General features: G+C 32.2%; 26 protein-coding genes and 1 other annotated feature. Of the genes, 25 read left to right on the top strand and 1 reads right to left on the bottom strand.

Going from position 1 to position 25,262, the window contains the following annotated elements:
* The first annotated feature begins 78 nt into the window (after positions 1 to 78).
* The 4 genes from AAA453_RS07605 (at position 79) to AAA453_RS07620 (ending at position 4,003) form a co-directional block, all read left to right on the top strand.
* Positions 79 to 1,143, top strand: a complete 1,065-nt coding sequence (locus tag AAA453_RS07605) for a hypothetical protein (RefSeq protein ID WP_427704279.1) — start codon at positions 79 to 81, stop codon at positions 1,141 to 1,143.
* Positions 1,144 to 1,212: 69 nt separating this feature from the next.
* Positions 1,213 to 2,484 (top strand): hypothetical protein, encoded by a 1,272-nt coding sequence (locus tag AAA453_RS07610; RefSeq protein WP_427704281.1) that lies wholly within the window; start codon positions 1,213 to 1,215, stop codon positions 2,482 to 2,484.
* A 238-nt stretch (positions 2,485 to 2,722) separates the two neighbouring features.
* Positions 2,723 to 3,571: an aldo/keto reductase gene (locus AAA453_RS07615; protein ID WP_427704283.1), complete on the top strand. Its 849-nt coding sequence runs from the start codon at positions 2,723 to 2,725 to the stop codon at positions 3,569 to 3,571.
* A 150-nt stretch (positions 3,572 to 3,721) separates the two neighbouring features.
* The gene (locus AAA453_RS07620) at positions 3,722 to 4,003 is read left to right on the top strand and encodes a hypothetical protein (protein ID WP_427704285.1); all 282 of its coding nucleotides are present in this window, start codon (positions 3,722 to 3,724) and stop codon (positions 4,001 to 4,003) included.
* Between the two features lie 148 nt (positions 4,004 to 4,151).
* Here AAA453_RS07620 and AAA453_RS07625 read toward each other — a convergent pair whose 3' ends face one another.
* Positions 4,152 to 4,331 (bottom strand): hypothetical protein, encoded by a 180-nt coding sequence (locus tag AAA453_RS07625; RefSeq protein WP_071561853.1) that lies wholly within the window; start codon positions 4,329 to 4,331, stop codon positions 4,152 to 4,154.
* A 147-nt stretch (positions 4,332 to 4,478) separates the two neighbouring features.
* Between AAA453_RS07625 and AAA453_RS07630 the strand changes: the two genes are divergently transcribed.
* From AAA453_RS07630 to hisS, 21 genes are all read left to right on the top strand, one after another.
* Positions 4,479 to 4,937, top strand: a complete 459-nt coding sequence (locus AAA453_RS07630) for a DUF4930 family protein (RefSeq protein ID WP_046465511.1) — start codon at positions 4,479 to 4,481, stop codon at positions 4,935 to 4,937.
* Between the two features lie 70 nt (positions 4,938 to 5,007).
* Positions 5,008 to 5,166 (top strand): hypothetical protein, encoded by a 159-nt coding sequence (locus tag AAA453_RS07635; protein WP_141714362.1) that lies wholly within the window; start codon positions 5,008 to 5,010, stop codon positions 5,164 to 5,166.
* A 422-nt stretch (positions 5,167 to 5,588) separates the two neighbouring features.
* Positions 5,589 to 6,431, top strand: a complete 843-nt coding sequence (gene mreC, locus AAA453_RS07640) for a rod shape-determining protein MreC (protein ID WP_285323317.1) — start codon at positions 5,589 to 5,591, stop codon at positions 6,429 to 6,431.
* The gene (mreD, locus tag AAA453_RS07645; protein WP_427704287.1) at positions 6,431 to 6,955 is read left to right on the top strand and encodes a rod shape-determining protein MreD; all 525 of its coding nucleotides are present in this window, start codon (positions 6,431 to 6,433) and stop codon (positions 6,953 to 6,955) included. Before mreC ends, mreD begins: the two co-directional genes overlap by 1 nt.
* A 29-nt stretch (positions 6,956 to 6,984) precedes the next feature.
* Positions 6,985 to 7,058: a sequence feature (ribosomal protein L21 leader region), on the top strand.
* Between the two features lie 13 nt (positions 7,059 to 7,071).
* The gene (gene rplU / locus AAA453_RS07650; protein WP_065338186.1) at positions 7,072 to 7,380 is read left to right on the top strand and encodes a 50S ribosomal protein L21; all 309 of its coding nucleotides are present in this window, start codon (positions 7,072 to 7,074) and stop codon (positions 7,378 to 7,380) included.
* Positions 7,381 to 7,382: 2 nt separating this feature from the next.
* Complete coding sequence (locus AAA453_RS07655) at positions 7,383 to 7,703, top strand: ribosomal-processing cysteine protease Prp (RefSeq protein ID WP_002507408.1); 321 nt, start codon at positions 7,383 to 7,385, stop codon at positions 7,701 to 7,703.
* A gap of 11 nt (positions 7,704 to 7,714) precedes the next feature.
* On the top strand, positions 7,715 to 7,999 hold the full coding sequence (rpmA, locus tag AAA453_RS07660) for a 50S ribosomal protein L27 (RefSeq protein ID WP_002507409.1): 285 nt from the start codon (positions 7,715 to 7,717) through the stop codon (positions 7,997 to 7,999).
* Positions 8,000 to 8,130: 131 nt separating this feature from the next.
* Positions 8,131 to 9,426: a GTPase ObgE gene (obgE, locus tag AAA453_RS07665; RefSeq protein ID WP_021339114.1), complete on the top strand. Its 1,296-nt coding sequence runs from the start codon at positions 8,131 to 8,133 to the stop codon at positions 9,424 to 9,426.
* Between the two features lie 11 nt (positions 9,427 to 9,437).
* Positions 9,438 to 9,893, top strand: coding sequence for an ACT domain-containing protein (locus tag AAA453_RS07670; protein WP_040762881.1), 456 nt, complete (start codon positions 9,438 to 9,440; stop codon positions 9,891 to 9,893).
* A 12-nt stretch (positions 9,894 to 9,905) separates the two neighbouring features.
* Positions 9,906 to 10,508: a Holliday junction branch migration protein RuvA gene (gene ruvA / locus AAA453_RS07675; RefSeq protein WP_427704288.1), complete on the top strand. Its 603-nt coding sequence runs from the start codon at positions 9,906 to 9,908 to the stop codon at positions 10,506 to 10,508.
* 31 nt (positions 10,509 to 10,539) lie between these two features.
* Positions 10,540 to 11,541: a Holliday junction branch migration DNA helicase RuvB gene (gene ruvB / locus AAA453_RS07680; RefSeq protein WP_427704290.1), complete on the top strand. Its 1,002-nt coding sequence runs from the start codon at positions 10,540 to 10,542 to the stop codon at positions 11,539 to 11,541.
* Between the two features lie 2 nt (positions 11,542 to 11,543).
* Entirely contained in the window at positions 11,544 to 12,569 is a 1,026-nt protein-coding gene (gene queA / locus AAA453_RS07685) for a tRNA preQ1(34) S-adenosylmethionine ribosyltransferase-isomerase QueA (RefSeq protein ID WP_427704291.1), read from the top strand.
* 20 nt (positions 12,570 to 12,589) lie between these two features.
* Positions 12,590 to 13,729, top strand: coding sequence for a tRNA guanosine(34) transglycosylase Tgt (gene tgt, locus AAA453_RS07690; protein ID WP_427704293.1), 1,140 nt, complete (start codon positions 12,590 to 12,592; stop codon positions 13,727 to 13,729).
* Between the two features lie 18 nt (positions 13,730 to 13,747).
* Complete coding sequence (gene yajC / locus AAA453_RS07695) at positions 13,748 to 14,008, top strand: preprotein translocase subunit YajC (protein WP_002507416.1); 261 nt, start codon at positions 13,748 to 13,750, stop codon at positions 14,006 to 14,008.
* A gap of 361 nt (positions 14,009 to 14,369) precedes the next feature.
* A complete protein-coding gene (secDF, locus tag AAA453_RS07700) occupies positions 14,370 to 16,646 on the top strand; it encodes a protein translocase subunit SecDF (RefSeq protein WP_427704295.1) in 2,277 nt (758 codons plus the stop codon).
* Positions 16,647 to 16,964: 318 nt separating this feature from the next.
* Positions 16,965 to 19,244, top strand: a complete 2,280-nt coding sequence (gene recJ, locus AAA453_RS07705; protein ID WP_427704296.1) for a single-stranded-DNA-specific exonuclease RecJ — start codon at positions 16,965 to 16,967, stop codon at positions 19,242 to 19,244.
* A gap of 12 nt (positions 19,245 to 19,256) precedes the next feature.
* Positions 19,257 to 19,775 (top strand): adenine phosphoribosyltransferase, encoded by a 519-nt coding sequence (locus AAA453_RS07710; RefSeq protein WP_021339119.1) that lies wholly within the window; start codon positions 19,257 to 19,259, stop codon positions 19,773 to 19,775.
* Positions 19,776 to 20,141: 366 nt separating this feature from the next.
* Positions 20,142 to 22,331, top strand: a complete 2,190-nt coding sequence (locus AAA453_RS07715; protein ID WP_069815449.1) for a RelA/SpoT family protein — start codon at positions 20,142 to 20,144, stop codon at positions 22,329 to 22,331.
* Positions 22,332 to 22,344: 13 nt separating this feature from the next.
* On the top strand, positions 22,345 to 22,797 hold the full coding sequence (gene dtd, locus AAA453_RS07720; RefSeq protein WP_427704298.1) for a D-aminoacyl-tRNA deacylase: 453 nt from the start codon (positions 22,345 to 22,347) through the stop codon (positions 22,795 to 22,797).
* Positions 22,794 to 23,666, top strand: a complete 873-nt coding sequence (locus AAA453_RS07725; protein WP_427704300.1) for an N-acetylmuramoyl-L-alanine amidase — start codon at positions 22,794 to 22,796, stop codon at positions 23,664 to 23,666. The genes dtd and AAA453_RS07725 overlap by 4 nt, the downstream gene beginning before the upstream one ends.
* A 330-nt stretch (positions 23,667 to 23,996) precedes the next feature.
* On the top strand, positions 23,997 to 25,259 hold the full coding sequence (gene hisS / locus AAA453_RS07730) for a histidine--tRNA ligase (RefSeq protein ID WP_427704301.1): 1,263 nt from the start codon (positions 23,997 to 23,999) through the stop codon (positions 25,257 to 25,259).
* Positions 25,260 to 25,262 lie beyond the last annotated feature (3 nt).

Here is a 25,262-nt window from a genome sequence, read left to right on the forward strand (position 1 = left end):
ATAATTAAAAGACCGTTTAGATTGTTGATTTTTTAAATATACTATATATTAAAGAAAGTTATGGAGGAGAACATTTATATGAGAGTCAAAAAAGTATATTTATTACTGATCCAATTTTTAATTATTATTTTATTAATGTCTTTATTATTTACTAAGTCAACTGCTATATTTGCAGTCATATTTGCTTTATCAGCTGCAATTCTTATTATACATATATTGGCGTCGAAGAACGCATGGAAAGTGAAAATCATGTTCGTTTCAATATACACTTTAATCTTAATTCTACAAGAAGTTTTTATAGCTTCTACATTTTTTAATAATAGTAGTATTTGGCTCGCCTTTTTAGTGAAAAATGTCATTGGTATTATTATCATTTTTGTACCATTCTTTGTAAGATACTTACATTATATATACACACTTGAACATCAATTTTCAATGATCAGTAAAACATCAATTAGTTTTGATATGATTAGAGAAATAAATAACAAAAGGAACAGTTTAAAAAAGAATGTTAGTAAAAGTAAAACTGCTTTATCTAAAGAAAATATTCATGAAGTTGCGAATGATATTCCTAGGCATAGTTATATTAAATATTTAAATAGAAATTCACTGAGTGAAAGTTATTTCGCGGAATGTGAAAAAAGTTTAAATGATGAAAATTTGTATATTGTTTTATCTAGCACAGGTAGTTCTGCAAGTGAATTAATTTCACTTTTTACTCAAAAAAATTATAATCATGTTTCTCTTAGTTTAGATAAAGAACTGAAAACAACAATAAGTTACAATGGTGGAGAAAATTTAACTCTACCTGGATTAAACCAAGAACAATTAGAGTCTTTTAATAAAAAAAGTGACGCTAGTATAATGGTATATAAAATTAAAGCTACAAAAGAACAAAAGAAACGTATAATTGAAAAAATCAATGAAATAAATAACGCCGGCAGTGCTTATAATTTAGTAGGACTTGTAACTAAGGCATCTATTAGACCTAATATTATGTTTTGTTCTCAATTTGTATACAGCATTTTGAAAATAGCTAACCTTGAATATTTTGAAGCAAATAATACTAAGGTTAAACCTACTGATTTTGTAGAAAATGATTATTATAGAAAACTAGAATTTTGTTATGAAATTGCTTTTTAATATGTTATTTATAGAAAATTTATATACAAGATTTATGGGTAGTCTAAACTATTAAGAGGAGTGTAATATATGCATAATCGAAAAAAGTATAAAGTAAAACTTGATAACACAGCAATTATTCATATGGCTTCTCATAACAAAAGCTGGTTAAATATATTCAGGTTATCTTTTACTTTGAAAGAAGAAATAAATCCAGTCATATTACAAGAGGCTTTAAATGTAGTTACAGAAAGATTCCCTACAATTGCAGCTAGAATATCCAAAGGTATGTTTTGGTATTATCTAGAACCAGTTTATAAAGCACCCAATATAGAAAAAGACACAAAACTATTAAAGTATATGTCTAAAAAAGATTTATATAAAAGTAGTTTTCGCGTATTATATTCAGAAAAAAGTGTACATGTTGAATTGTTTCATTCATTGACTGATGGTAAGGGTGGTATGGTGTTTTTGAAATCATTAGTTTATGAATACCTTAAACGAAAAGAAAATCTACATTTAAAAGATAGAGAAGATATACTAGATATTAATGAGCACCCTAGTAAAGATGAAATAGCAGACAACTATAAAGATATTAAAATAAAACAAAGAAATAAAGTTATTTTCAAGAATAACCAAGTGTACCAATTAAAAGGAAAGACAATAAACAAATTAAAAACAGAAAAATATATTATTGATATAGTAGATATAAAGAAAATAGCTAAAGACATGAATATAAGTTTAACTGTTTTAGTAGCTTCAATGATAATTATGGGGTTAATAAATCTGCAAAAAGAGGAAATGAAAATGCAAAGTCAGAAAGATATTAAAATCTTCTTGCCTATTGATTTAAGAAATGTGTTCCATAAAAACACGTTACGTAATTTTGTCCTCTATATGAAACCTCAAATTAATCCTAAAGTTCAAGATTATAGTTTAAATGAAATTATTAAAACTATTGATAATCAACTTAAGTCAGGATTATCAGAAGATAATTTACGAACAAGGATTCAAAAAAATGTGAGCATACAAAATAATATATTCATCAAAATGATGCCATTATTTCTCAAGCAAATTTTTCTTAAGCGTTCATTTTTATATAGTGAAAAAACAACATGTTTAACGCTATCGAATTTAGGATTAATTCGGATACCATCGGAAATGGATAAATATATAGATAGAGTAGATTGTATACTTAACACTAGATCACGGACACCATACAACTGTAGTATGTTAAGTTATGATAATAAGTTATATATAAATTTAATTAGAGACATTGAGCAACCGTTATTGGAATTGGAAATAAATAAGTTATTAAAAAAATTAAATATTAAGTATGAAGTAGAGAGTAATGAATACTAAAAACTAACTATATATCAAAAAAGAGACAAACTAATACAGTTATTTCTTAGTTTGTCTTTTGCCATTGAAAAAACAATATAACGATTATATAAATCAAAACATCCATCGGTTTTGATTGTCCAAATGTTTCCCCAGATTATTAAAGTATTAAAACGGGTAGAAATAGAAAGTAACGATTATATATAATCAGTTTATTTAGGCTGATTTTTAAATATATGGAAGAAGGGTAGGATTATTAATGACGATGTATGATGAGTTTCGTTTAAATGATGGATCAACTTTACCTCATATAGGATTAGGAACGGTTAATATTCAAGGCGGAAAAGGCGTTAATCAAGTAATAAATGCAATTGATATAGGCTACAGCTTAATAGATACTTCAACTAATTATAACAATGAAGGTATGGTGGGCGAGGCAATTCGTCGATCGTCAATACCTCGAGAACAGATTTATGTAAGTGCTAAATTACCAGGCGCTGCACATGAATATGATAAAGCTATTAATCTTATTCAAGAGTCACTTTATCGTACAGGCTTAGACTATTTTGATAAATATTTAATACATTGGCCGAATCCCAAACAAGGTCAATACGTTGAGGCTTGGAAAGCATTAGTCGATGCACAGAAATATGGTTTAATTAAAACAATTGGTGTTTCTAATTTTATGCCTGAACATTTAGATGAAATTATTGAAGCAACAGGAGTGACACCAGCTACTAATCAAATAGAAATTCACCCGTATTTCAATAATAAAGATTTAATAGCAGAAAATGATAAAAGAGGTGTTTTATCAGAAGCTTGGAGCCCTTTAGGTCGTGAAATTAATGATGTTCTTACGAACGATACGATTAAGGCTATTGCTGATAAATATGAGCGTACACCTGCTCAAGTAATTATTAACTGGGTTAATCAAAACCATGTATTTCCAATTGTTAAATCAAGTGATGATGTACATCAACAAGAAAACTATAATTATCTTGATTTTGAATTAGAACAAGAAGACTTGGATAAGATTGATGACTTAGATCAAGGTGAAAGCGGTCGTGTTGAAGATCAAAACCCACGTGAATATGAAGAATTTGTTTAAGCATTTAAAGTAACATTATATATTAAAGACATCCTGATATTGAAAGGGTGTCTTTTTACATATGATTGATTTGTTTTATGAGACACATTAATCTTCCGGTATGCGTCAAGGTAATGTATAATCAAGTTGTTATATAAGGAGGATTATATATTGGGAAGTATCTTATTAATCGGGTTATTGTTACCTGTAGTGTATCTTATGCAACTCACAAAAAAGCGCCAAGCAATTAATTTGAAAAAAACAGGTATTGCCATAGCTGTTTCAGTTATCGGGGTTGTTATTACAACTATATTATTCGTTGTATTTAATCATTCATCAACTTCAATTTGGATTTATTTATTGAGTGCTATAGTGGTAGCGATAATATGGGCACTATTATTAAGTGGCTGTTATTATGTTTATCAGGTGTTAAGTAATGGTGTAGGAAAGTAAGTAAATGACAAGTTTCTATAGTATATGTTAAGTTTTGCTAGTAGTACTTTATAGTTTTTACATATTTTAAGTAAAAGTATTAAATGTTTTAAATCTAATAACACAAAAATGCGCTTAATGGATAATTTAATCCTTAAGCGCTAAAATTTTAATTTATGAAATTGAAATAAGTGTTAAAATTCTCCATTAACCAAAGAATACCTTGGTAACCCAAATATATACATAACACAATAATTCCAATATATATTATAAATCTTAAAATTGATAAACCTACTCTAAATAGTAGTATGACTAAGAGTGCAAGCAGGATTATTGATAAAATACTCATTCTGTATTCACTCCCTTTAAAAACATTGTACTATGAAAATAGGGCGTATGCATCAGTCTATAGATAAGTTTTAAATACTTCTAGAGACTGATGATAATTCGACTGTGAAAAATTATAATATAGAGTGACTTAATAGGAGGATGGTTCATGCGGTTTATTTTCAGTATTGTAAAAAACATTATAGCTGTCATAGCGATAGTAGCAATTGTACTTTTCGCATTAAAATATGCACCTTTTTTAAAAGACCAAGAATGGAACCCAGTACATGATGATAAGCCATCTATGAATAATGAAGCACCTCAACAAAATTTGACTGGTGGCAAACGGTATTCAGTAGAAGATAATGACATCCTTAATAATGTACCGTTTAGTCAAACGAAAAATGTGTTTGATTGGATTAATAAAAAAGAGTTTATGTCAGTCTCAGGTTTAGAAAGAATGGGTTATACTGATGAATACTTGGCTGGTCAACGTGGCGATGAGTTTATTATCTATAAATTTGGCTCAGATTCACTTCGTGTTTATAAGACGGAAATTGAAATGGAACAAGATTTAAATCAATTAGGAGTGCATATTGAACTACAACCACAATCTAGCTACGAGTAATGCGTTTGAATTATAGGGTGAAATGCGTTAGCCTTAAATAAGTAAAAACGTTAAAGGTTGGTGTCCAATTATGAGTGAACAGTCTAAAGATAAGAAAATGGCTGAGCAAGCAAAAGCACAAAATTTATTTGCACGTTGGCGTAAAAAAGAAACATTATATGAAGAAGATGAGAAAAAAGCTAAAAAATCAACTGACGACAACAAATCAGATGAAAAAGAAAATGACTAAAGTAAGTTCACGTCTCTTATAGTAGAGGCGTTTTTTTTATAGTTTGAAACTTGAAGACATTTTGAATGCTTATATAAGCGTATATAAAAAGATTAAACATATAAGATATAAATAAATGTGTTTTCCTCAAAAAGTATTTAATATTAATTTTTAAACAAAAATAATATATTGAATTACTATTCGCAAAATCAAAACTTTTTAATACACTATTGACTATAAGTATTGTTATAATACAATGTATCGTTTAATTTATTACATTTTAATCAAATCTTGAAACGTATCCGTTTAATCTAGTTAAACTGTTGATTTAATATAGGATAAATTTTGTTATGGAATATCAGGGTTCGTGCTTTATTTCGTAACACTAGTGATATAAAATGGTAATAAGAATATAAAATAGTTGGTTAATAGAGGTGTTCAGGTTGTCAAAGTTTTTTAAAAACAACAAACTGATTGTTATACTGTGTGCAATCATTGTGTTTATAGCCTTAATTGGTGTATCTTTGCGTTCACAAACGCAATCACCAGTAGAACAGTATGTTGGAGATACTGTTGCTTTTGGTCAAAAAGCAGTTAGCTATCCTGTACATTTTATAACAGGATCTATCGGTAATCTCTTTGCAAAAGATAGTTCAGAAGAACAAAGTAGTAAGTTAAAGCAATTAGAAGCTGAAAATGAAAGACTAAAAGCTGAAAATAAAACTTACAAAAAAGAATTAGATGTTGAAGATATTTCAAAATATGAACCGATTTCTAGCACAGTATTATCTAGAAATCCTGATCAATGGATGAATACGTTGGTTATAAACCAAGGTTCTAAAGATGGAATAGAAAACAATATGGCTGTGATGACTTCAGAAGGGTTAGTTGGCCGCATCTCTAAAGTGAATCAATTCTCGTCTCAAGTGGATTTAATCTCAACGAACACACGTGCTAATCGATTGTCTGTAAACATTCAACATGATGGAGAAAACGTTTTTGGTTTAATAGATCATTATGATGCTAAGAATGAAGAACTTGTAATTACAGATATAAATAATAAAGATAGTATTAAAAAAGGAGATAAAGTTGTTACGAGTGGCTTAGCAGATCAACTTCCTAGCAGTATTTACATAGGTGAAGTATCTAAGGTTGAAAATGATGAGTACGGTCTATCTAAAGAAGTAAGAGTGAAAACAGCTGCAAGTTTAGCAGACTTAAACCACGTCTATGTTGCTAAAAGAGACCCAAAAACAATACCAGATAATGAAAGCGGGGATAATTAATGCGCGCATTATACTACTTTCTTATTGGTATTGTATTGTTTTATATTGATACTGCAATTGGGCTTGTTATACCAATGCAAATAGGAGATAAAGATATTATTTTCGTGCCACATTTAACGATCATGTACATTTTGATGCTAAGTGTGTATAGAAGTTTTGGTGTAGCGCTGGTTTTATCAGTAGTATTAGGTCTAATTACAGATTTATATTTCGGCAGCTTTTATGGTCTATACCTATTTGGCTATATTTTATTTGTAGTCATCATGGACTTTTTCTTCAAAATATTTTATAGAGATCATACAATGCTGTTTATCATTATTTTACTGAGTACAGTTTTCTTAGAAATTTATGTAGCAATTATGTATAGTATTTTAGGGCTTATTAATTTTGAGTTTATAGATTTTATTATATTTAGATTAATACCTACATTTATATTAAATTTAATTTTACTTACAATTTTATTCCCAATTATTATGAAATTCCTAAGAAAAGTGCAATTGAAGATTGACAGTAAGAAATCCTAATGCTAAAATGCAGTAGTTGAGTAGTTCATAGCTACATACAACCGCTCAGATTCAGGTTCAAGTACATTTATGTCACCTGCATTTGGCGTGACTTAAAATTATAGGAGGTGCAAAGTATGTTTGCTATTATCGAAACAGGTGGAAAACAATTAAAAGTTGAAGAAGGACAAGAAATCTTCGTTGAAAAATTAAATTTAAACGAAGGTGATTCATTCACTTTTGACAAAGTATTATTTGTAGGTGGAGACTCAGTTAAAGTTGGTGCGCCAACAGTTGAGGGTGCTACAGTTACTGCTACTGCTAATAAAGAAGGACGCGGTAAAAAAATCACTGTATTTACTTACAGACGTCGTAAAGACTCAAAACGTAAAAAAGGTCATCGTCAACCTTACACTAAATTAACTATCGACAAAATCAACGCTTAATTATGATTACTGTTGATGTTACATTGAACGAAGCTGGTCAAGTAACTGATGTTATTATGGATGGTCATGCAGAACATGGCGAATACGGGCATGATATAGTTTGTGCTGGTGCATCCGCAGTTATTTTCGGAAGCGTTAATGCTATCATGGGATTAACAAGCGAAAAACCAGACATTGATTACAATGATGACGGTGGACATTTCCACGTAAGAAGTGTCGATGCTACAAATGAAAAAGCGCAATTAATTCTTCAGGCAATGTTAGTATCATTGCAAACAATTGAAGAAGAATATAAAGAAAATATCAGACTAAATTATAAGTGAGGTGCAACCCAATGTTAAAATTAAACTTACAATTCTTCGCATCTAAAAAAGGGGTAAGTTCTACAAGAAACGGCCGTGACTCTGAGTCAAAACGTTTAGGAGCTAAACGTGCTGATGGTCAATACGTTACAGGTGGATCAATTTTATTCCGCCAACGTGGTACTAAAATCTATCCTGGTGAAAATGTTGGTCGTGGTGGCGACGATACATTATTCGCTAAAATCGACGGCGTTGTTAAATTTGAACGTAAAGGTCGCGACAAAAAACAAGTTTCTGTTTACGCAGCAGCTGAGTAGTTTTTGTCACCATTAACACCAGAAGTTATGACTTCTGGTGTTAATTTTTTTGTCTTTATTTTCTAGTAGGCAAGATAATGATATAATATAAAAGATATGGAAATTAAGTTTTTAGAAAAAGAGGTGAAATCATGTTTGTCGATCAAGTTAAAATATCACTTAAAGCAGGTGATGGCGGTAATGGTATAACAGCCTACCGTAGAGAGAAATATATTCCATTTGGTGGTCCAGCTGGTGGCGACGGTGGTAATGGTGCGTCAATTATATTTGAAGTTGATGAAGGATTAAGAACTTTATTAGACTTTAGATATCAAACACATTTCAAGGCTAATAGAGGTGGCGCTGGTCAAACGAGTAATATGCATGGTAAAAATGCAGACCACTTAGTTCTAAAAGTGCCGCCAGGCACAATTGTGAAAAATGTTGAAACAGAAGAAGTTGTTGCAGATTTAGTTGAAGATGGTCAACGTGCAACTGTAGCTAAGGGTGGTCGTGGTGGCCGAGGTAACTCTCGTTTCGCTTCTCCAAGAAACCCTGCACCTGATTTTAGTGAAAATGGAGAACCAGGTGAAGAAATAGAAGTTACATTAGAATTAAAATTACTAGCCGATGTAGGATTAGTAGGTTTTCCTAGTGTAGGTAAATCTACCTTGCTCTCAATAGTATCTAAAGCCAAACCGAAAATTGGTGCTTATCATTTCACTACAATTAAACCTAACTTAGGTGTTGTTTCTACAAAAGATCAAAGAAGTTTTGTAATGGCAGATTTACCTGGTCTTATTGAAGGTGCGTCTGAAGGTGTAGGATTAGGGCATCAATTTTTAAAACACGTTGAGAGAACAAAAGTTATTGTTCATATGATTGATATGAGTGGCTCTGAAGGTCGCGATCCATTCGAAGATTATAAAGTAATTAATGAAGAATTAAGTGCTTATGAACATCGTTTAGAAGAGAGACCTCAAATCGTTGTAGCAAATAAGATGGATATGCCAAACGCTGAAGATAATTTAGAAATTTTCAAAGAAGAATTGAATGATGATAGTATTCATATTATTCCTTTATCTACAGTGATGCATGATCATATAGATGAACTTTTATATGCAATTGCAGATAAATTAGAAGAAGTAAAAGACATTGACTTTAGTAAAGAAGAAGAGGAAGACTTGGGTGTTAACAGAGTGTTGTACAAACATACGCCGAGTCAAGATAACTTCACAATTACTAGAGATGATGATGCTGCATACGTTGTAAGTGGTAAAGCAATCGAAAGAATGTTCAAGATGACTGACTTCAATAGCGACCCTGCAGTACGTAGATTCGCACGACAAATGCGTTCTATGGGCATTGATGAGGCGTTGAGAGCACGTGGTTGTGAAAATGGTGATATTGTAAGAATACTTGGTGGAGAATTTGAATTTGTTGAATAGGAGTGCTTAATTTGGACAAAAAAGACTATAAAAAGTTTTATTTAATTAGAGAAGATGTTTTACCAGAATCAGTTGTAAAAACTTTAAAAATTAAAGATGTATTAAAAAACGATCCGTCATTGTCCATATTTGAAGCAGTCAAACAGTTCGATTTATCTAGAAGTGCATTTTATAAATATCGAGATACTATATTTCCGATAGATGAAAAGATGGAATCAACGAGAGAGTTTACATTAATATTGTATGTCAATGATATTGTAGGCATGTTGGCACAAGTATTAAATACATTATCTAGTTTACAGTTATCTGTGTTAACAATTCACCAAAGTATTCCAATGGATGGTAGAGCAACAATCACACTTTCATTAGATGCCAAGGGCACGGATTTGGAAATTGATGATGTAATGGAAGCTTTAAAAATTATTGATCATATTTCTAAAGTAGAATTAATTAGTATGACTATATAAGGAAGTGTAAACGTGTACGCATATATTAAAGGCACATTAACAGTATTGAATCCTACGCATGTAGTAGTTGAAGCATCAGGTGTAGGATACGAGATTCAAACACCTAATTCTTATCGTTTTCAAAAACAAATGGATCAAGAAGTCGTGATTCACACTTCACTTATCGTAAGAGAAGATGCACAGTTGCTCTATGGTTTTATAAATCAAGAAGAAAAAGATATGTTTTTAAGTTTGATAAAAGTAACTGGTATTGGTCCGAAATCTGCATTAGCAATTTTAGCAAGTAGTTCTCCGAATGACGTCAAAATTGCCATCGAGAACGAAAATGATGCTTACTTAACACAATTCCCTGGAATAGGTAAAAAAACTGCGCGCCAAATTGTATTGGACCTTAAAGGTAAAGTACAGATTAACGAAGTAGATAGCAGTCAGCTATTAAACATGGGAATTGATAGTAATGGTGCAACTGCAATTGTTAATGAAGCAATACTAGCATTAGAAGCATTAGGTTATTCTAAACGTGAATTGACTAAAGTCGAAAAAACATTAACTAAAGAATCATTTGAATCGGTCGATGATGCAGTTAAAAGAGGGTTACAATTACTTATATCATAAATATTACTATATTTAAAAAGGGGGGAATGTAATGGATGATAGAATGGTAGACCAATCAGTACATGAAGAGGAAACTTCATTTGAACTTTCTTTACGACCAGCAAGGTTACGTCAATATATTGGACAATCAGCGATTAAATCGAATTTAGAAGTGTTTATTAAAGCAGCTAAAATGAGACAAGAACCGTTAGATCATGTCCTATTATTTGGTCCCCCTGGATTAGGTAAAACGACTTTGTCTAACATCATTGCGAATGAAATGGAAGTGAATATTAGAACGATTTCTGGGCCGTCCGTAGAACGACCAGGTGATTTAGCAGCGATTCTTTCTAGTTTACAACCAGGAGACGTTTTATTTATTGATGAAATTCACAGGTTAAGTAGTGTTGTTGAAGAAGTATTATATCCTGCAATGGAAGATTTCTTCTTGGATATCGTTATTGGTAAAGGAGAAGAAGCGAGAAGTATTCGTATAGACTTGCCACCTTTTACTTTAATAGGTGCTACTACAAGAGCAGGTAGTTTAACAGCTCCTTTACGCGATAGATTCGGTGTTCATCTCAGATTAGAGTATTACGAAGAACCTGAATTGGAAGAAATCATTGTGCGTACCGCAGAAGTATTAGGTACGTCTATCGATAAGGAAAGTGCAACAGAATTAGCTAAACGTAGTCGCGGCACGCCAAGGGTAGCCAATCGTTTGTTAAAACGTGTACGTGATTTTCAACAAGTGAAAGAAGATGAATCAATCAGCATAGATACTACAAAGCAATCTCTGCAGTTATTACAAGTAGATGATGAAGGGCTAGATTACATTGATCATAAAATGATGAATTGTATATTGCAGCAGTATAAAGGTGGACCTGTTGGTTTAGATACGATTGCTGTTTCTATTGGAGAGGAACGCATTACAATTGAAGATGTATATGAACCCTTTTTAATTCAAAAAGGATTTATTGAGCGTACGCCAAGAGGACGGAAAGCGACACCTTATGCATTTGAACATTTTAGCAAGAATGGAAAGAGGGAATAAGTTTGGATATTGAAGCATTTGATTATCATTTGCCTGAAGCGTTGATAGCACAAACACCTCTGAAAAACAGAGATGAGAGTAGATTATTAGTTCTTGGCAGACAAACTGGTGATATTGAACATAAACATTTTAAAGATGTTATTGATTACTTAGATAAAGGTGACACGCTTGTATTAAACGATACAAGAGTAATGCCAGCTCGTTTGTTTGGTTTGAAAGAAGAAACCGGTGCAAAAGTAGAAATGCTAATGCTGACACAAATCTCTGGTAATGATTGGGAAGTATTATTAAAGCCTGCAAAAAGAATTAAGGTTGGTAATAAATTAACGTTTGGTGACGGTAAGATAGTTGCTGAATGTATTGAGGAGTTAAACCAAGGTGGTCGTATAATGAGACTACATTACGAGGGCATATTACAAGAGCGCTTAGATGAGCTTGGTGAGATGCCTTTACCTCCTTATATAAAAGAACGCTTAGACGATCAAGATCGTTATCAAACTGTTTACGCCAAAGCATCTGGTTCTGCAGCCGCACCAACAGCAGGGTTACATTTTACTGATGAATTATTAAATCGTATAAAAGCAAAAGGTATTAACATTGCATTTATTACGTTACATGTTGGTTTAGGTACATTTAGACCTGTAAGTGTAGATAATATTGACGACCATGAAATGCATAGTGAATATTATCAAATGGACCAAGAAACAGCAGAGTTATTAAATGAAACCAAGTCTAAAGGACATCGTGTGATTTCTGTAGGTACGACATCAACTAGAACACTAGAAACGATTATGCAAACGAATGAGGTATTTAAAGCTCAAAGTGGCTGGACAGATATCTTTATCTTCCCAGGCTATACATTTAAGGCAATTGATGGTTTAATTACAAACTTTCATTTACCAAAATCAACGCTTGTTATGCTAGTATCTGCTTTTAGTAGTAGAGATTATATTTTAAATGCATATCAGCAAGCGGTAAAATCAGAATACAGATTCTTTAGTTTCGGAGATGCAATGTTAATTATTTAGGGAATGAAAGGAGATTTTATATGCCAGCAGTAACGTATGAGCATATTAAAACTTGTAAGCAATCGGGTGCTCGATTAGGTATTGTACACACACCGCACGGATCATTTGAAACGCCGATGTTTATGCCAGTAGGTACAAAAGCAACTGTAAAAACAATGAGTCCAGAAGAATTACATCAAATGGAAGCGAAAATCATTTTAGGGAACACTTATCATTTGTGGTTACAGCCAGGAAATGATATTATCAAAAAGAGTGGGGGCTTACATCAGTTCATGAACTGGAATGGTCCTATACTGACTGATTCTGGCGGTTTCCAAGTATTTAGCTTAAGTAATTTGAGAAATATTACTGAAAAAGGCGTAGAGTTTCGCCATCATAAGAATGGATCGAAGTTATTTTTGAGTCCTGAGAAAGCTACAGAGATTCAAAATGATTTAGGTTCAGATATTATGATGGCATTTGACGAATGTCCTCCTATGCCTGCCGAATATAAATATGTGAAAGATTCTATTGAAAGAACCACTAGATGGGCTGAAAGATGTTTGAAAGCACATAAGAGACCTGATGATCAAGCTTTGTTTGGGATTATACAAGGCGGAGAATATAAAGATCTTAGAAAACAAAGCGCTGAGGAATTAGTTGCTTTAGATTTTCCAGGATATGCAATAGGTGGCTTGTCTGTAGGAGAGCCTAAGCCAGTGATGTACGATATGGTGACACACACAGAACAATTTATGCCGAAGGACAAACCACGTTATTTAATGGGTGTGGGTTCACCAGATGCATTAATTGAATGTAGTATTCGAGGTATAGACATGTTTGACTGTGTACTACCAACACGTATCGCGCGTAACGGTACTTGTATGACTTCACATGGACGAGTGACTATTAAAAATGCTAAATATGCAGAAGATTTTGGACCACTTGATGAAAATTGTGACTGCTATACTTGTAAAAATTATAGTAGAGCTTACATAAGACATTTAATTAAAGCAGAAGAAACTTTTGGTATTCGTCTTACTACTTATCATAATTTACATTTCTTGCTAAAATTAATGGAAAATGTACGACAAGCTATTCGTGAAGATCGTCTTCTTGATTTTAAAGAAGAATTCTTTGAACAGTATGGACTTAATGTAGACAACCCAAAAAACTTTTAACAAGGGAGAAATAAAATAATGCAATTTACTTCATTAATATTACCAATTTTATTATTAGCATTAATGTGGTTTTTCTTAATCAGACCACAGCAGAAAAGAGCGAAAGAGCATCGTGAAATGATTAGCCAAGTAAGTTCTGGCCAACATGTAACTACAATCGGCGGTATCAAAGGTACTGTTCGTGCAGTAGATGAAACTACAGTAGTATTAACTTTAAATGGCAATGGTACTGAAATTACTTTAGAAAAACCTGCTATAAAACAAGTTGATCCTTCATAAATAAAGTAAAGAACTGATATGAAAATATCAGTTCTTTTTTTATTAACATATTCTACTGAAACATTCATAGAAATCATATATACTTTCTTAAACAATATGTTGATATAGTGTTATAATTTAAAATGACCTAGTATATAATCATAACTTAACGTATAAACGAGTAATATTTTTGTAATAATTTAAAAAGTTAATAACGCTTACAATTAAGTTATGAATACAAAATAGTTGAGTTAGTTTTTACACACGTTGTAATATGTTAAGATAATAAGGTCGTTTAGAAGAAAGTATAGATTGTATAAAATTGCATTAAAATGATTTAATCAAGTATTCTTATAACATAAGCTTACAATGAGGTGTTCAAGTGAAGAAGAGTAGTAGAATAGTTGCATTCATAGTGCTCGTAGGTCTGTTGTTGGGAGCTATGGCATTTACTTATAAGAGTGTAGTTAAAGACGTTAGCCTTGGTTTGGACTTGCAAGGTGGATTTGAGGTCTTATATCAAGTAGATCCTTTACAAAAAGATGATAAAATTGACGATAAAGCGGTTAAATCAACAGCGAAAACGCTTGAAAACCGTGTCAACGTCTTAGGTGTTTCCGAACCAAAAATTCAAGTCGAAGATAAAAATAGAATTCGTGTTCAACTTGCGGGTGTTAAAAACCAATCTGAAGCCCGAGAGGTCTTATCATCACAAGCAAATTTAACAATTCGTGATGCGGATGACAATATCAAATTGACTGGTAAAGATATCCAGCAAGGTTCAGCAAAACAAGAATTTAAAGAGAATACGAATCAACCAGCAGTTATTTTCAAATTAAAAGATAGTGATAAATTCAAAAAAGTAACTGAAGAAATTTCGAAAAAAGATGAAAACGTCATGGTTGTTTGGTTAGATCACGAAAAAGGTGATTCTTACCATAAAGAAGTGAGTAAAAAAGATCCGAAATTCGTTTCAGCTGCTTCAGTAGATAAACCGATTAATTCTGATAGTGTTGAAATTTCAGGTGGATTTAATGGTGAAGAAGGCATCAAAGAAGCAAAACAAATTGCTGATTTATTGAATGCAGGTTCCTTACCAGTAGATTTAAATGAGATTTATTCTAATTCAGTCGGTGCCCAGTTTGGTCAAGACGCATTAGATAAAACAGTGTTTGCTGCTATAATTGGTATTGCAGTAATTTATCTATTCATGTTAGGTTTCTACCGTTTGCCAGGTTTAGTAGCAATTATTGCGCTAACGGCGTATATATATTTAACAATGCTAGCATTTAACTTTATATCTGGTGTACTTACATTACCAGGTTTAGCAGCCTTAGTGTTAGGTGTCGGTATGGCTGTCGATGCGAACATTATAATGTATGAGCGGATTAAAGACGAGCTCAAAATTGGACGGACACTCAAACAAGCTTATAAAAAAGCGAATAAGAGTTCTTTCTTAACCATTGTCGATGCACAGTTAACAACTGTGATTGCAGCCGCAGTGTTGTTCTTCTTTGGTGAAAGTTCAGTTAAAGGTTTCGCAACTATGTTACTCATCGGTATCTTAATGATCTTTGTAACAGCAGTGTTCTTATCAAGATGGCTATTATCATTACTAGTGTCATCTAATTACTTCAAAAAATCATATTGGTTATTTGGTGTAAATAAGAAAGAAATCTATAATATCAATGAAGAAAAAGACGTCCATGATTTGAAAACGCCATATGAACGTTGGGACTTTATGAAATTGGCTAAGCCATTGTTATCATTAAGTGTCCTTATTATTATTATCGGTGCTATCATTCTCTTCATTTTCAAATTGAATTTAGGTATTGATTTCACAAGTGGTACGAGAGTTGATTTTGAATCTGAAAATAAAGTGTCAGAGGAAAAAGTGACTCAAACACTTGAAGATAAAGATTTCAAACCGACTCAGGTTTCACTTGGTGAAAATGGTCAAAATGCTACTGTACAATTTAAAAATGATTTATCTAAAGATGAAGTTGCTAAAATTAAGAGCACTATAGATAATGAGTTTGGTAATGATCCAACAGTCAATACAGTTTCACCAGTGATTGGTCAAGAACTTGCTAAAAACGCCATGTTTGCACTTATATATGCTGCTATTGGTATTATTATCTATACTACATTTAGATTTGAATGGCGTATGGGACTATCATCAGTACTGGCACTACTACATGATGCGTTTATCATTGTTGCTGTATTTAGTTTATTTAGATTAGAGGTAGATATTACCTTTATCGCAGCAGTATTAACGATTATAGGTTACTCTATCAATGATACGATTGTTACATTCGATAGGGTCCGGGAGAACTTACACAAAGTAAAAGTGATTACGAAAAAATCTCAAATAGACGATATTGTTAATAGATCGATTCGTCAGACAATGACACGTTCTATTAATACAGTTTTAACAGTAGTTATCGTAGTTATTTCGTTACTAGTATTGGGTTCACCAAGTATCTTTAATTTCTCATTAGCATTACTTATCGGTCTGATTTCAGGTGTGTTCTCATCTGTATTTATCGCAGTACCGTTATGGGGCATTATGAAGAAACGTCAACTTAAAAAATCAGACGATCATAAGATTGTCGTTTATAAAGAGAAAAAATCAAATGATGAAAAAATCTTAGTATAACTTGCACAGGATGTAAGTACTTTGAATTCTAGTGTCAATTATAACTAAAACATTTCAAATAAAGTGAAACAGCTCGAATTAAAAATTCGGGCTGTTTTTTTATGATTTTAAAAGGTATTAACAAATAAAGTAATTTTAAATACGAATTATAGTTAATAAGCTAAAGTAGATTACTTTTCATGTTAAGATGTATTTGTGAATTTTTTAAAAACATGGTATTCGTTTTATAAATATAATAGAAAGTCTTGTTTAAATGTAAGTACTTTTTATTTTCGAATATCTTTTGTATAATTGCTTGTGGAAATGAGGGAGAATAGTATGATTAAATCCAAGTATACTTGGGATGTTAACGCACCAGAAACTGAGATTACAGAGGAAGTTTCATCAGAATTAAAGCTAACTCCTATTGTAAAGAAAATCTTAGAAAGTAAAGGTTTAACTGATAAACCATCAATTGATGATTTGTTAAAAGGCACTCAAGTCACACATGATCCATTGTTAATGAGCGATATGACTAAAGCTGTCGAACGCATTAATTTGGCGATAGACCAAAATCAAAAGATTTTAGTATATGGTGATTATGATGCAGATGGTGTAACGTCTACAACTATACTCGTAAATACGTTAAAAGAGTTAGGCGCACACGTAGGTTGGTATATACCGAATCGTTTCTCTGAAGGTTACGGCCCAAATGAAATGGCGTTTAAAAATGCTTATGAAGAAGAGATTTCACTCATTATTACTGTAGATAATGGCATACAAGGCCATGAAGAAATACAAATGGTACAAGATTTAGGCGTTGATGTGATTGTGACAGACCATCATGAAATTGGTAGAACGATGCCTAATGCCTATGCAATTGTGCATCCAATGCATCCGGAATTTGATTACCCATTCAAATACTTATGTGGTGCTGGCGTAGCTTATAAATTAGCACAGAATTTATTGGATGAACCACCTGCATATTTCCTTGGCTTAGTTGCTATAGGAACAATTGCTGATTTAGTCTCTTTAACGGATGAAAATCGAACTTTAGTTCAAAAAGGATTAGAAGTTCTTAACAATCATTGTCCACCATCTATAAGGGCGATTTTAAAACAAGCTGGTTACAGTGATGAAATTAATGAAGAAACAATCGGTTTTATCATCGGCCCTCGTTTAAACGCAGTAGGTAGACTAGAAGATGCTGCGCTTGCTGCAGAATTATTAATGGCTGAAACAGATGAAGAAGCAGATTTTCTAGCTGAACAGGTCGAATTCTTTAATCAAGAACGTAAAGATATCGTTGCACAAATTTCTGAAGAAGCATTACAAGTAGCTGAAGCACAAGTACAACAAGGCGCTAAATTCTTATTATTAGCTGAACCCAATTGGCATGAAGGTGTTTTAGGCATCGTGGCATCTAAAGTTGTAGAAACGTATAGTTTACCAACGCTTATATTAAATATCGATGAGGCGCAAGGCCATGCAAAAGGCTCAGCTCGTAGTATAGCGCAAGTCTCAATGTTCGAAGTTTTGAATGCACATGGTGATTTAATATCAAAATTTGGCGGTCATCATATGGCTGCAGGTGTGACGATGCCAATAGAACACATTGAAACACTGAGACAAGAATTAAATGATTGGATGACTCAACTTGCTGAAACAACATCACTTGAGCCACGTAAAAAAGTAGACGTTAAAATTTCAGAAGCTGATATTACAATAAAAAACATTCAAGATATTCAAAGATTACGTCCTTTTGGCACAGACTTTTCTAGTCCATGCTTTGAATTACAAGATGTCATTGTCAATCAAGCAAAAGGGATTGGCCAAGAACAGAAACATCTCAAACTCGTAATGGGTGAAAGTCAATTACAGGCTATCTTTTGGCAAAATGGGCACCTTGTTAAAGAATTAGGGGAACAACAACCAATTAATTGTATTGGTACATTGCAAATTAATGAATGGAATGGTTTTCAATCACCTCAATTCATGATACAAGACTTATCAAGTAATAATTTACAAATTCTTGATTATCGAAGTAAAAGTAAAGTGAGTGGCTTTGAGCAAAATTCAACGGATGTAGCTTACCTTATTCATAAAAAAAGTGAAAAACTAGGCGAAAATTATTACTTTTATGGTGATGAAATTCAGCAAAATTATGATAAATATGTTTTTCGTGATTTGCCTGCTTCTATACAAGAAATCAAAGATACTTTGAAAACCGTAGAAGTTTCACAAATTTATCTTGTTTTAAATCATGAACGCTCGATTTATTTCGAAGGCATGCCAAAAATGGAAACGTTCAAACAATGCTTTAAAGCGTTAGCTATGAAAAAGGAAACTAATTTAGCTAAAGATGGAATGCAACTTTGCCAATACTTAAATATACAGTCTAGTATGCTTAAATTCATCTTGAAAGTTTTCCTAGATTTAGAGTTTATCAAAGATGAAAATGGTATAATTAAGATAAATAGCGACTCTACTAAGAAAGCCATTGAATCGAGTAAGTATTATCAAGGTCGTTTAGAAAGAATTGAAGTTGAAAAAATGTTGCTTTATGAAGATTTTAATAATTTAAAGCAATGGATTAAGTCTGAACTGGTAGATAAATAGGAGGAAGTTTGAATGGATTTAAAACAGTATGTGTCGGAAGTAGAAGATTGGCCAAAGCCTGGAGTTAACTTTAAAGATATTACAACAATTATGGATAACGGTGAAGCATTTGGTTATGCTACAGATCAAATTGTTCATTATGCTAAAGACCGTGATGTAGATGTTATAGTTGGACCTGAAGCACGTGGCTTTATCATAGGTTGTCCAGTAGCGTATTCAATGGGTATTGGTTTTGCGCCAGTTAGAAAAGAAGGTAAATTGCCAAGAGAAGTAATTCGTTATGAATATGACTTAGAATATGGTACAAACGTGTTAACAATGCATAAAGATGCGCTTAAACCAGGTCAACGTGTGCTGATTACGGATGACTTATTAGCTACAGGGGGAACGATTGAAGCGGCAATTAAACTTGTTGAACAATTAGGTGGCATCGTTGTAGGTATTGCATTTATCATTGAACTTAAATATCTTAACGGTATTGAAAAAATAGAAGATTACGACGTAATGAGTTTAATCTCATACGACGAATAAAATATAAAAGTAATATAACAAAAGAAGCTCAGACATGTATTTATGTCCTGGCTTCTTTTTTTAATTTAAAATATATCCAATTTATTACAATAGGTTGTATTGTGGGTAGTTATCTGAGACTTTGTTATGAATATCATTCACTTGAACACACTATATAATATTTAAAAATAAACTTTATTTCCCCAATACTCACATGAACTCATTTATTTATTTAATAACATGTAGTATCATATAACTATTATACAAAATTTGACCTAATAAAATGAAAATACGTTACAATCGTAGTTAAATAAGATTAGATAAAACTAACGGAATATAATACTGGGTATCTAATAGCGATTAATATTTAGTATGGGGGTGTCTTAAGTGAACAATGAATATCCATATAGTGCTGATGAAGTACTATCCAAAGCCAAATCATATTTGTCAAAAGAAGACTATGAATATGTGTTGAAAAGTTATCATATTGCTTATGAGGCACATGAAGGTCAATTTCGAAAAAATGGTTTACCATACATAATGCATCCAATTCAAGTTGCTGGCATATTAACTGAAATGCATTTAGATGGACCAACAATTGTTGCAGGGTTTTTACATGACGTAATCGAGGATACACCATATACATTTGATGATGTTCAAGGTATGTTCAATGAAGAAATTGCAGTTATTGTAGAAGGTGTAACAAAATTAAAAAAAGTGAAATATCGTTCAAAAGAAGAACAACAAGCGGAGAATCATCGAAAACTATTTATCGCAATTGCTAAAGATGTACGTGTGATTTTAGTTAAATTGGCAGATCGTTTACATAATATGAGAACAATCAAACCGATGCCAAGAGAAAAACAAATTAGAATTTCTAAAGAGACGCTCGAAATCTATGCACCTTTGGCTCATAGATTAGGTATCAATACTATTAAATGGGAATTGGAAGATACAGCGCTTAGATACATTGATAGCGTTCAATATTTCAGAATTGTTAATTTAATGAAGAAAAAACGTAGTGAAAGAGAAGATTACATTCAAAATGCTATAAATCGTATACAAGCAGATATGTCTAGCATGAATATTGTTGGGGAAATCAATGGTCGACCTAAACACATATATAGTATATATAGAAAAATGGTTAAACAAAAGAAACAGTTTGATCAAATTTTCGATTTGTTAGCTGTTAGAATTATCGTGAATTCTATCAATGATTGTTATGCTGTACTGGGCTTAGTACACACGCTTTGGAAACCGATGCCTGGTAGATTTAAGGATTATATTGCGATGCCAAAACAAAATATGTATCAGTCATTACATACAACGGTTGTTGGTCCAAACGGCGATCCACTTGAAATACAAATTAGAACTTCTGAAATGCATGAAATCGCTGAACATGGTGTAGCAGCGCACTGGGCATATAAAGAAGGTAAGAAAGTAACAGAGAAAGCACAAAACTTTAATAAAAAGTTAAATTGGATTAAAGAGTTTGCAGAAACAGACAATACTACGTCAGATGCTGAAGAATTTATGGAAACACTTAAATTTGATTTACAAAGTGACAAAGTATATGCGTTTACGCCAGAAAGTGACGTTGTAGAATTACCTTACGGTGCAGTTCCTATTGATTTTGCATATGCAGTTCATAGTGAAGTAGGTAATAAAATGATAGGTTCAAAAGTAAACGGTAAAATTGAACCTATAGATTATGTCTTGCAGACTGGAGATATTGTTGAAATTAGAACAAGTAAACATTCTTATGGTCCAAGTAGAGATTGGTTGAAAATTGTTAAATCATCAAGTGCTAAAAGTAAAATTCGCAGTTTCTTTAAAAAACAAGACCGTTCTTCAAACATTGAAAAGGGTAAATTTATGATTGAAGCGGAAATCAAAGATCAAGGTTTTAGAGTAGACACGGTATTAAATGAGGAAAATATCGCCGTAGTAAATAATAAATATAATTTTGCTAACGATGATGACTTATTTGCTGCAGTTGGTTTTGGAGGGGTAACAGCCTTACAAATAGTGAATAAATTAACTGAAAAGCAACGTATTCAAGATAAGCAAAAAGCATTGAATTCGGCACAAGAAATTTCTAAATCAGTACCTATTAAAGATGACATTACAACGGATAGTGGCGTTTATGTTGAAGGTATTGAAAATGTCTTAATCAAATTATCAAAATGTTGTAATCCAATCCCAGGTGATGATATTGTTGGTTATATCACTAAAGGGCATGGCATTAAAGTACATAGAACAGATTGTCCTAATATTAAAAGTGAAAAAGACCGTTTGATTCACGTAGAATGGGTACGTTCTAAAGATGCCACTCAACGTTATCAAGTAGATTTAGAAGTTTCTGCTTATGATAGAAATGGGCTTTTAAATGAAGTATTACAAGCTGTAAATTCAACTAAAAGTAATTTAGTGAAAGTATCTGGCAAGTCAGATATAGATAAAAATGCTGTGATTAATATTAGTGTTATGGTAAAAAATGTTAATGAAGTTTACCAAGTTGTAGACAAGATTAAACAACTCGGCGATGTATATACTGTCACAAGAGTTTGGAATTAGAGGTGCAACATACATGAAAATAGTCGTACAAAGAGTAAAGGAAGCTTCGGTTTCTAATGAAAATATAGAAAATAAAATAAAAAGAGGATATTGCCTATTTGTTGGTGTTGGTAAAGCATCTACAGAGGCCGATATTTCTGCATTAGCAAAAAAAATTGTGAATGCACGGTTATTTGAAGATAATGATGGCAAGCTTAACTTAAATATTCAACAAGTAGAAGGTGAAATCTTATCTATATCACAATTTACATTGTATGCAGATGTTAGAAAAGGGAACAGACCAGGATTTTCTCATTCTATGCCTCCAGAACAGGCAAATGAATATTATGAAATATTTAACGATGCATTACGTTCTTATGGAATAAACGTGTTAACAGGCGAATTTGGTACGGATATGTTAGTGAATATTGCTAATGATGGACCTGTAACAGTGATTTATGAAAGTCAGGATGGCAAAATAGTATGAAAAAACTCGATACTTGGTTAGAAAAACATAATCTTAGAAATATCCCCACATTTATTGTCGCAGTAGCATTTGTCATTTTCATTATTACGATTATTGCTTTCTTAAATCATAATGATGAAAACAGTAGTACGATTTATATTACTGAAGATGCAGAATTAAGAACTGGACCTAACGCTGTTTATCCAGAAATTAATTCAATCAAAAAGGGACAAAACTTCCATAAAATTGGCGAATCTGGTAAGTGGATTGAAGTAGAATCCGGTAACAATGAAAAAGGCTGGGTGGCTGGTTGGCATACGAATTTAAATATTCAAGCAGACGCTAACAAAAATGCTAAACCTTTAAAAGATAAAATAATTGTACTTGATCCTGGTCACGGTGGACGTGATCAGGGGGCATCAAGTAATACAAATAAACATAGTAAAGAGAAAGTATACACTTTAAAAACCGCTCAAGAGCTTAAAGCACTTTTAGAAAAAGAAGGTGCAACAGTGAATATGACACGTAGTTCAGATGAATATGTCAGTCTTAGCGATAGAAATATTAAAGGTGATGCTTATATTAGTATACATAATGATTCATTAAAATCAGCTAAAGCAAATGGTAGTACCGTTTATTGGTTTAAGAAAAATCAAAAAGCATTAGCAGAGACATTGAGTGCGAGCCTACAAAAGAAAGCATTATTAACAAATAAAGGCGCACGACAAGAAAACTTCCAAGTATTGAGACAAACAGATGTACCAGCAGTATTATTAGAATTAGGTTATATTAGTAATCCTACAGATGAAGATATGATTAGAGACCAATTACATCGACAAATTGTAGAAAAAGCAGTTGTTGATGGACTACGTGCATACTTCTCAGAATAAAAAGGTTGCATATTAGTCGTAAACTCGTTATTATTAAATATGAATTCTATATTAAAACCGCTATAATTCTTGAAAGTTCTAAACGAAATGGTAGCATTTAAACAATGCGAAGAGACATAATTCCTGGCTGAAAAATTATGCTTAGTAATTTAGAAATTTAACACAAGAAGAGGTGCTTTAAAAATAAAGCCGTGTAACGAACGTTATTCGTATGAAGTGGGTTATAAATTTAAATATTTATAACCAATTAGGGTGGCAACACGGAAATTCGTCCCTTGTATGACTATTAGTCATGCAAGGGTTTTTTTATTGCTTAAAAGGAGAGGTTCTATGATAAATATACCTAGAGGGACTCAAGATATTTTACCAGAGGAAACAAAGAAATGGCGTTATATTGAAGCAAAGTTAGATCAACTCATGGAATTGTATAATTACGAAGAAATTCGTACACCAATTTTTGAAAGTACTGAATTATTTGCGCGTGGTGTAGGTGGTTCAACGGATGTTGTTCAAAAAGAAATGTATACCTTTAAAGATAAAGGCGACAGAAATATCACATTACGTCCAGAGGGTACAGCAGCAGTTGTGCGTTCATATATAGAAAATAAAATGCAAGGTATTCCGAATCAACCTATTAAATTATATTATAACGGACCAATGTTTCGTTATGAACGAAAACAAAAAGGGAGATATCGCCAATTCACTCAGTTTGGTGTAGAAGCTATTGGTGCTGAAAATCCAGGTGTAGATGCAGAAGTACTAGCAATGGCAATGCATATTTATCAGTCATTTGGATTGAAGCACTTAAAACTTGTTATTAATAGTATAGGTGATATAAATTCTCGTAAAGAATATAATGATGCACTTGTGAATCATTTTGAACCTGTAATCGAACATTTTTGTAGTGATTGTCAATCACGATTACACACAAATCCAATGAGAATTTTAGATTGTAAAATCGATAAAGACAAAGAAGAAATAAAAACAGCTCCAAGTATTACAGAATTTTTAAATGAATCATCAAAAGCTTATTACGCAGAAGTAAAACAACATTTAGATGATTTATGTATTCCGTACGTAGAAGATCCGAATTTAGTTAGAGGATTGGATTATTATACACATACTGCTTTCGAGTTAATGATGGATAACCCTAATTATGATGGTGCGATTACTACACTGTGTGGTGGCGGACGATATAATGGTTTATTAGAATTATTAGATGGACCAAGCCAGACTGGTATAGGGTTTGCGTTAAGTATTGAAAGATTGTTACTTGCACTAGAGGAAGAACAAATTGAACTTAATGCCAATCATGAATTTGATTTATTTATTGTAACAATGGGCGATAAAGCGGACCGTTATGCTGTGAAACTATTAAATGATTTACGTAAAAATGGTGTGAAAGCAGATAAAGATTATTTACAACGTAAAGTTAAGGGCCAAATGAAGCAAGCAGATAGATTAAATGCGCGATATACAATAGTCGTAGGTGAACAAGAGCTAGAAGAAAATAAAATAAATGTAAAAAATATGGAGTCAGGTGAAACTGAAACTATTAAATTAGATGAAATGGTTAATTATTTCAAAAATTAAGGA

Origin of the sequence: Staphylococcus parequorum (assembly GCF_039237145.1) — a bacterium.
GTDB classification, from domain to species: Bacteria; Bacillota; Bacilli; order Staphylococcales; family Staphylococcaceae; genus Staphylococcus; species Staphylococcus equorum_A.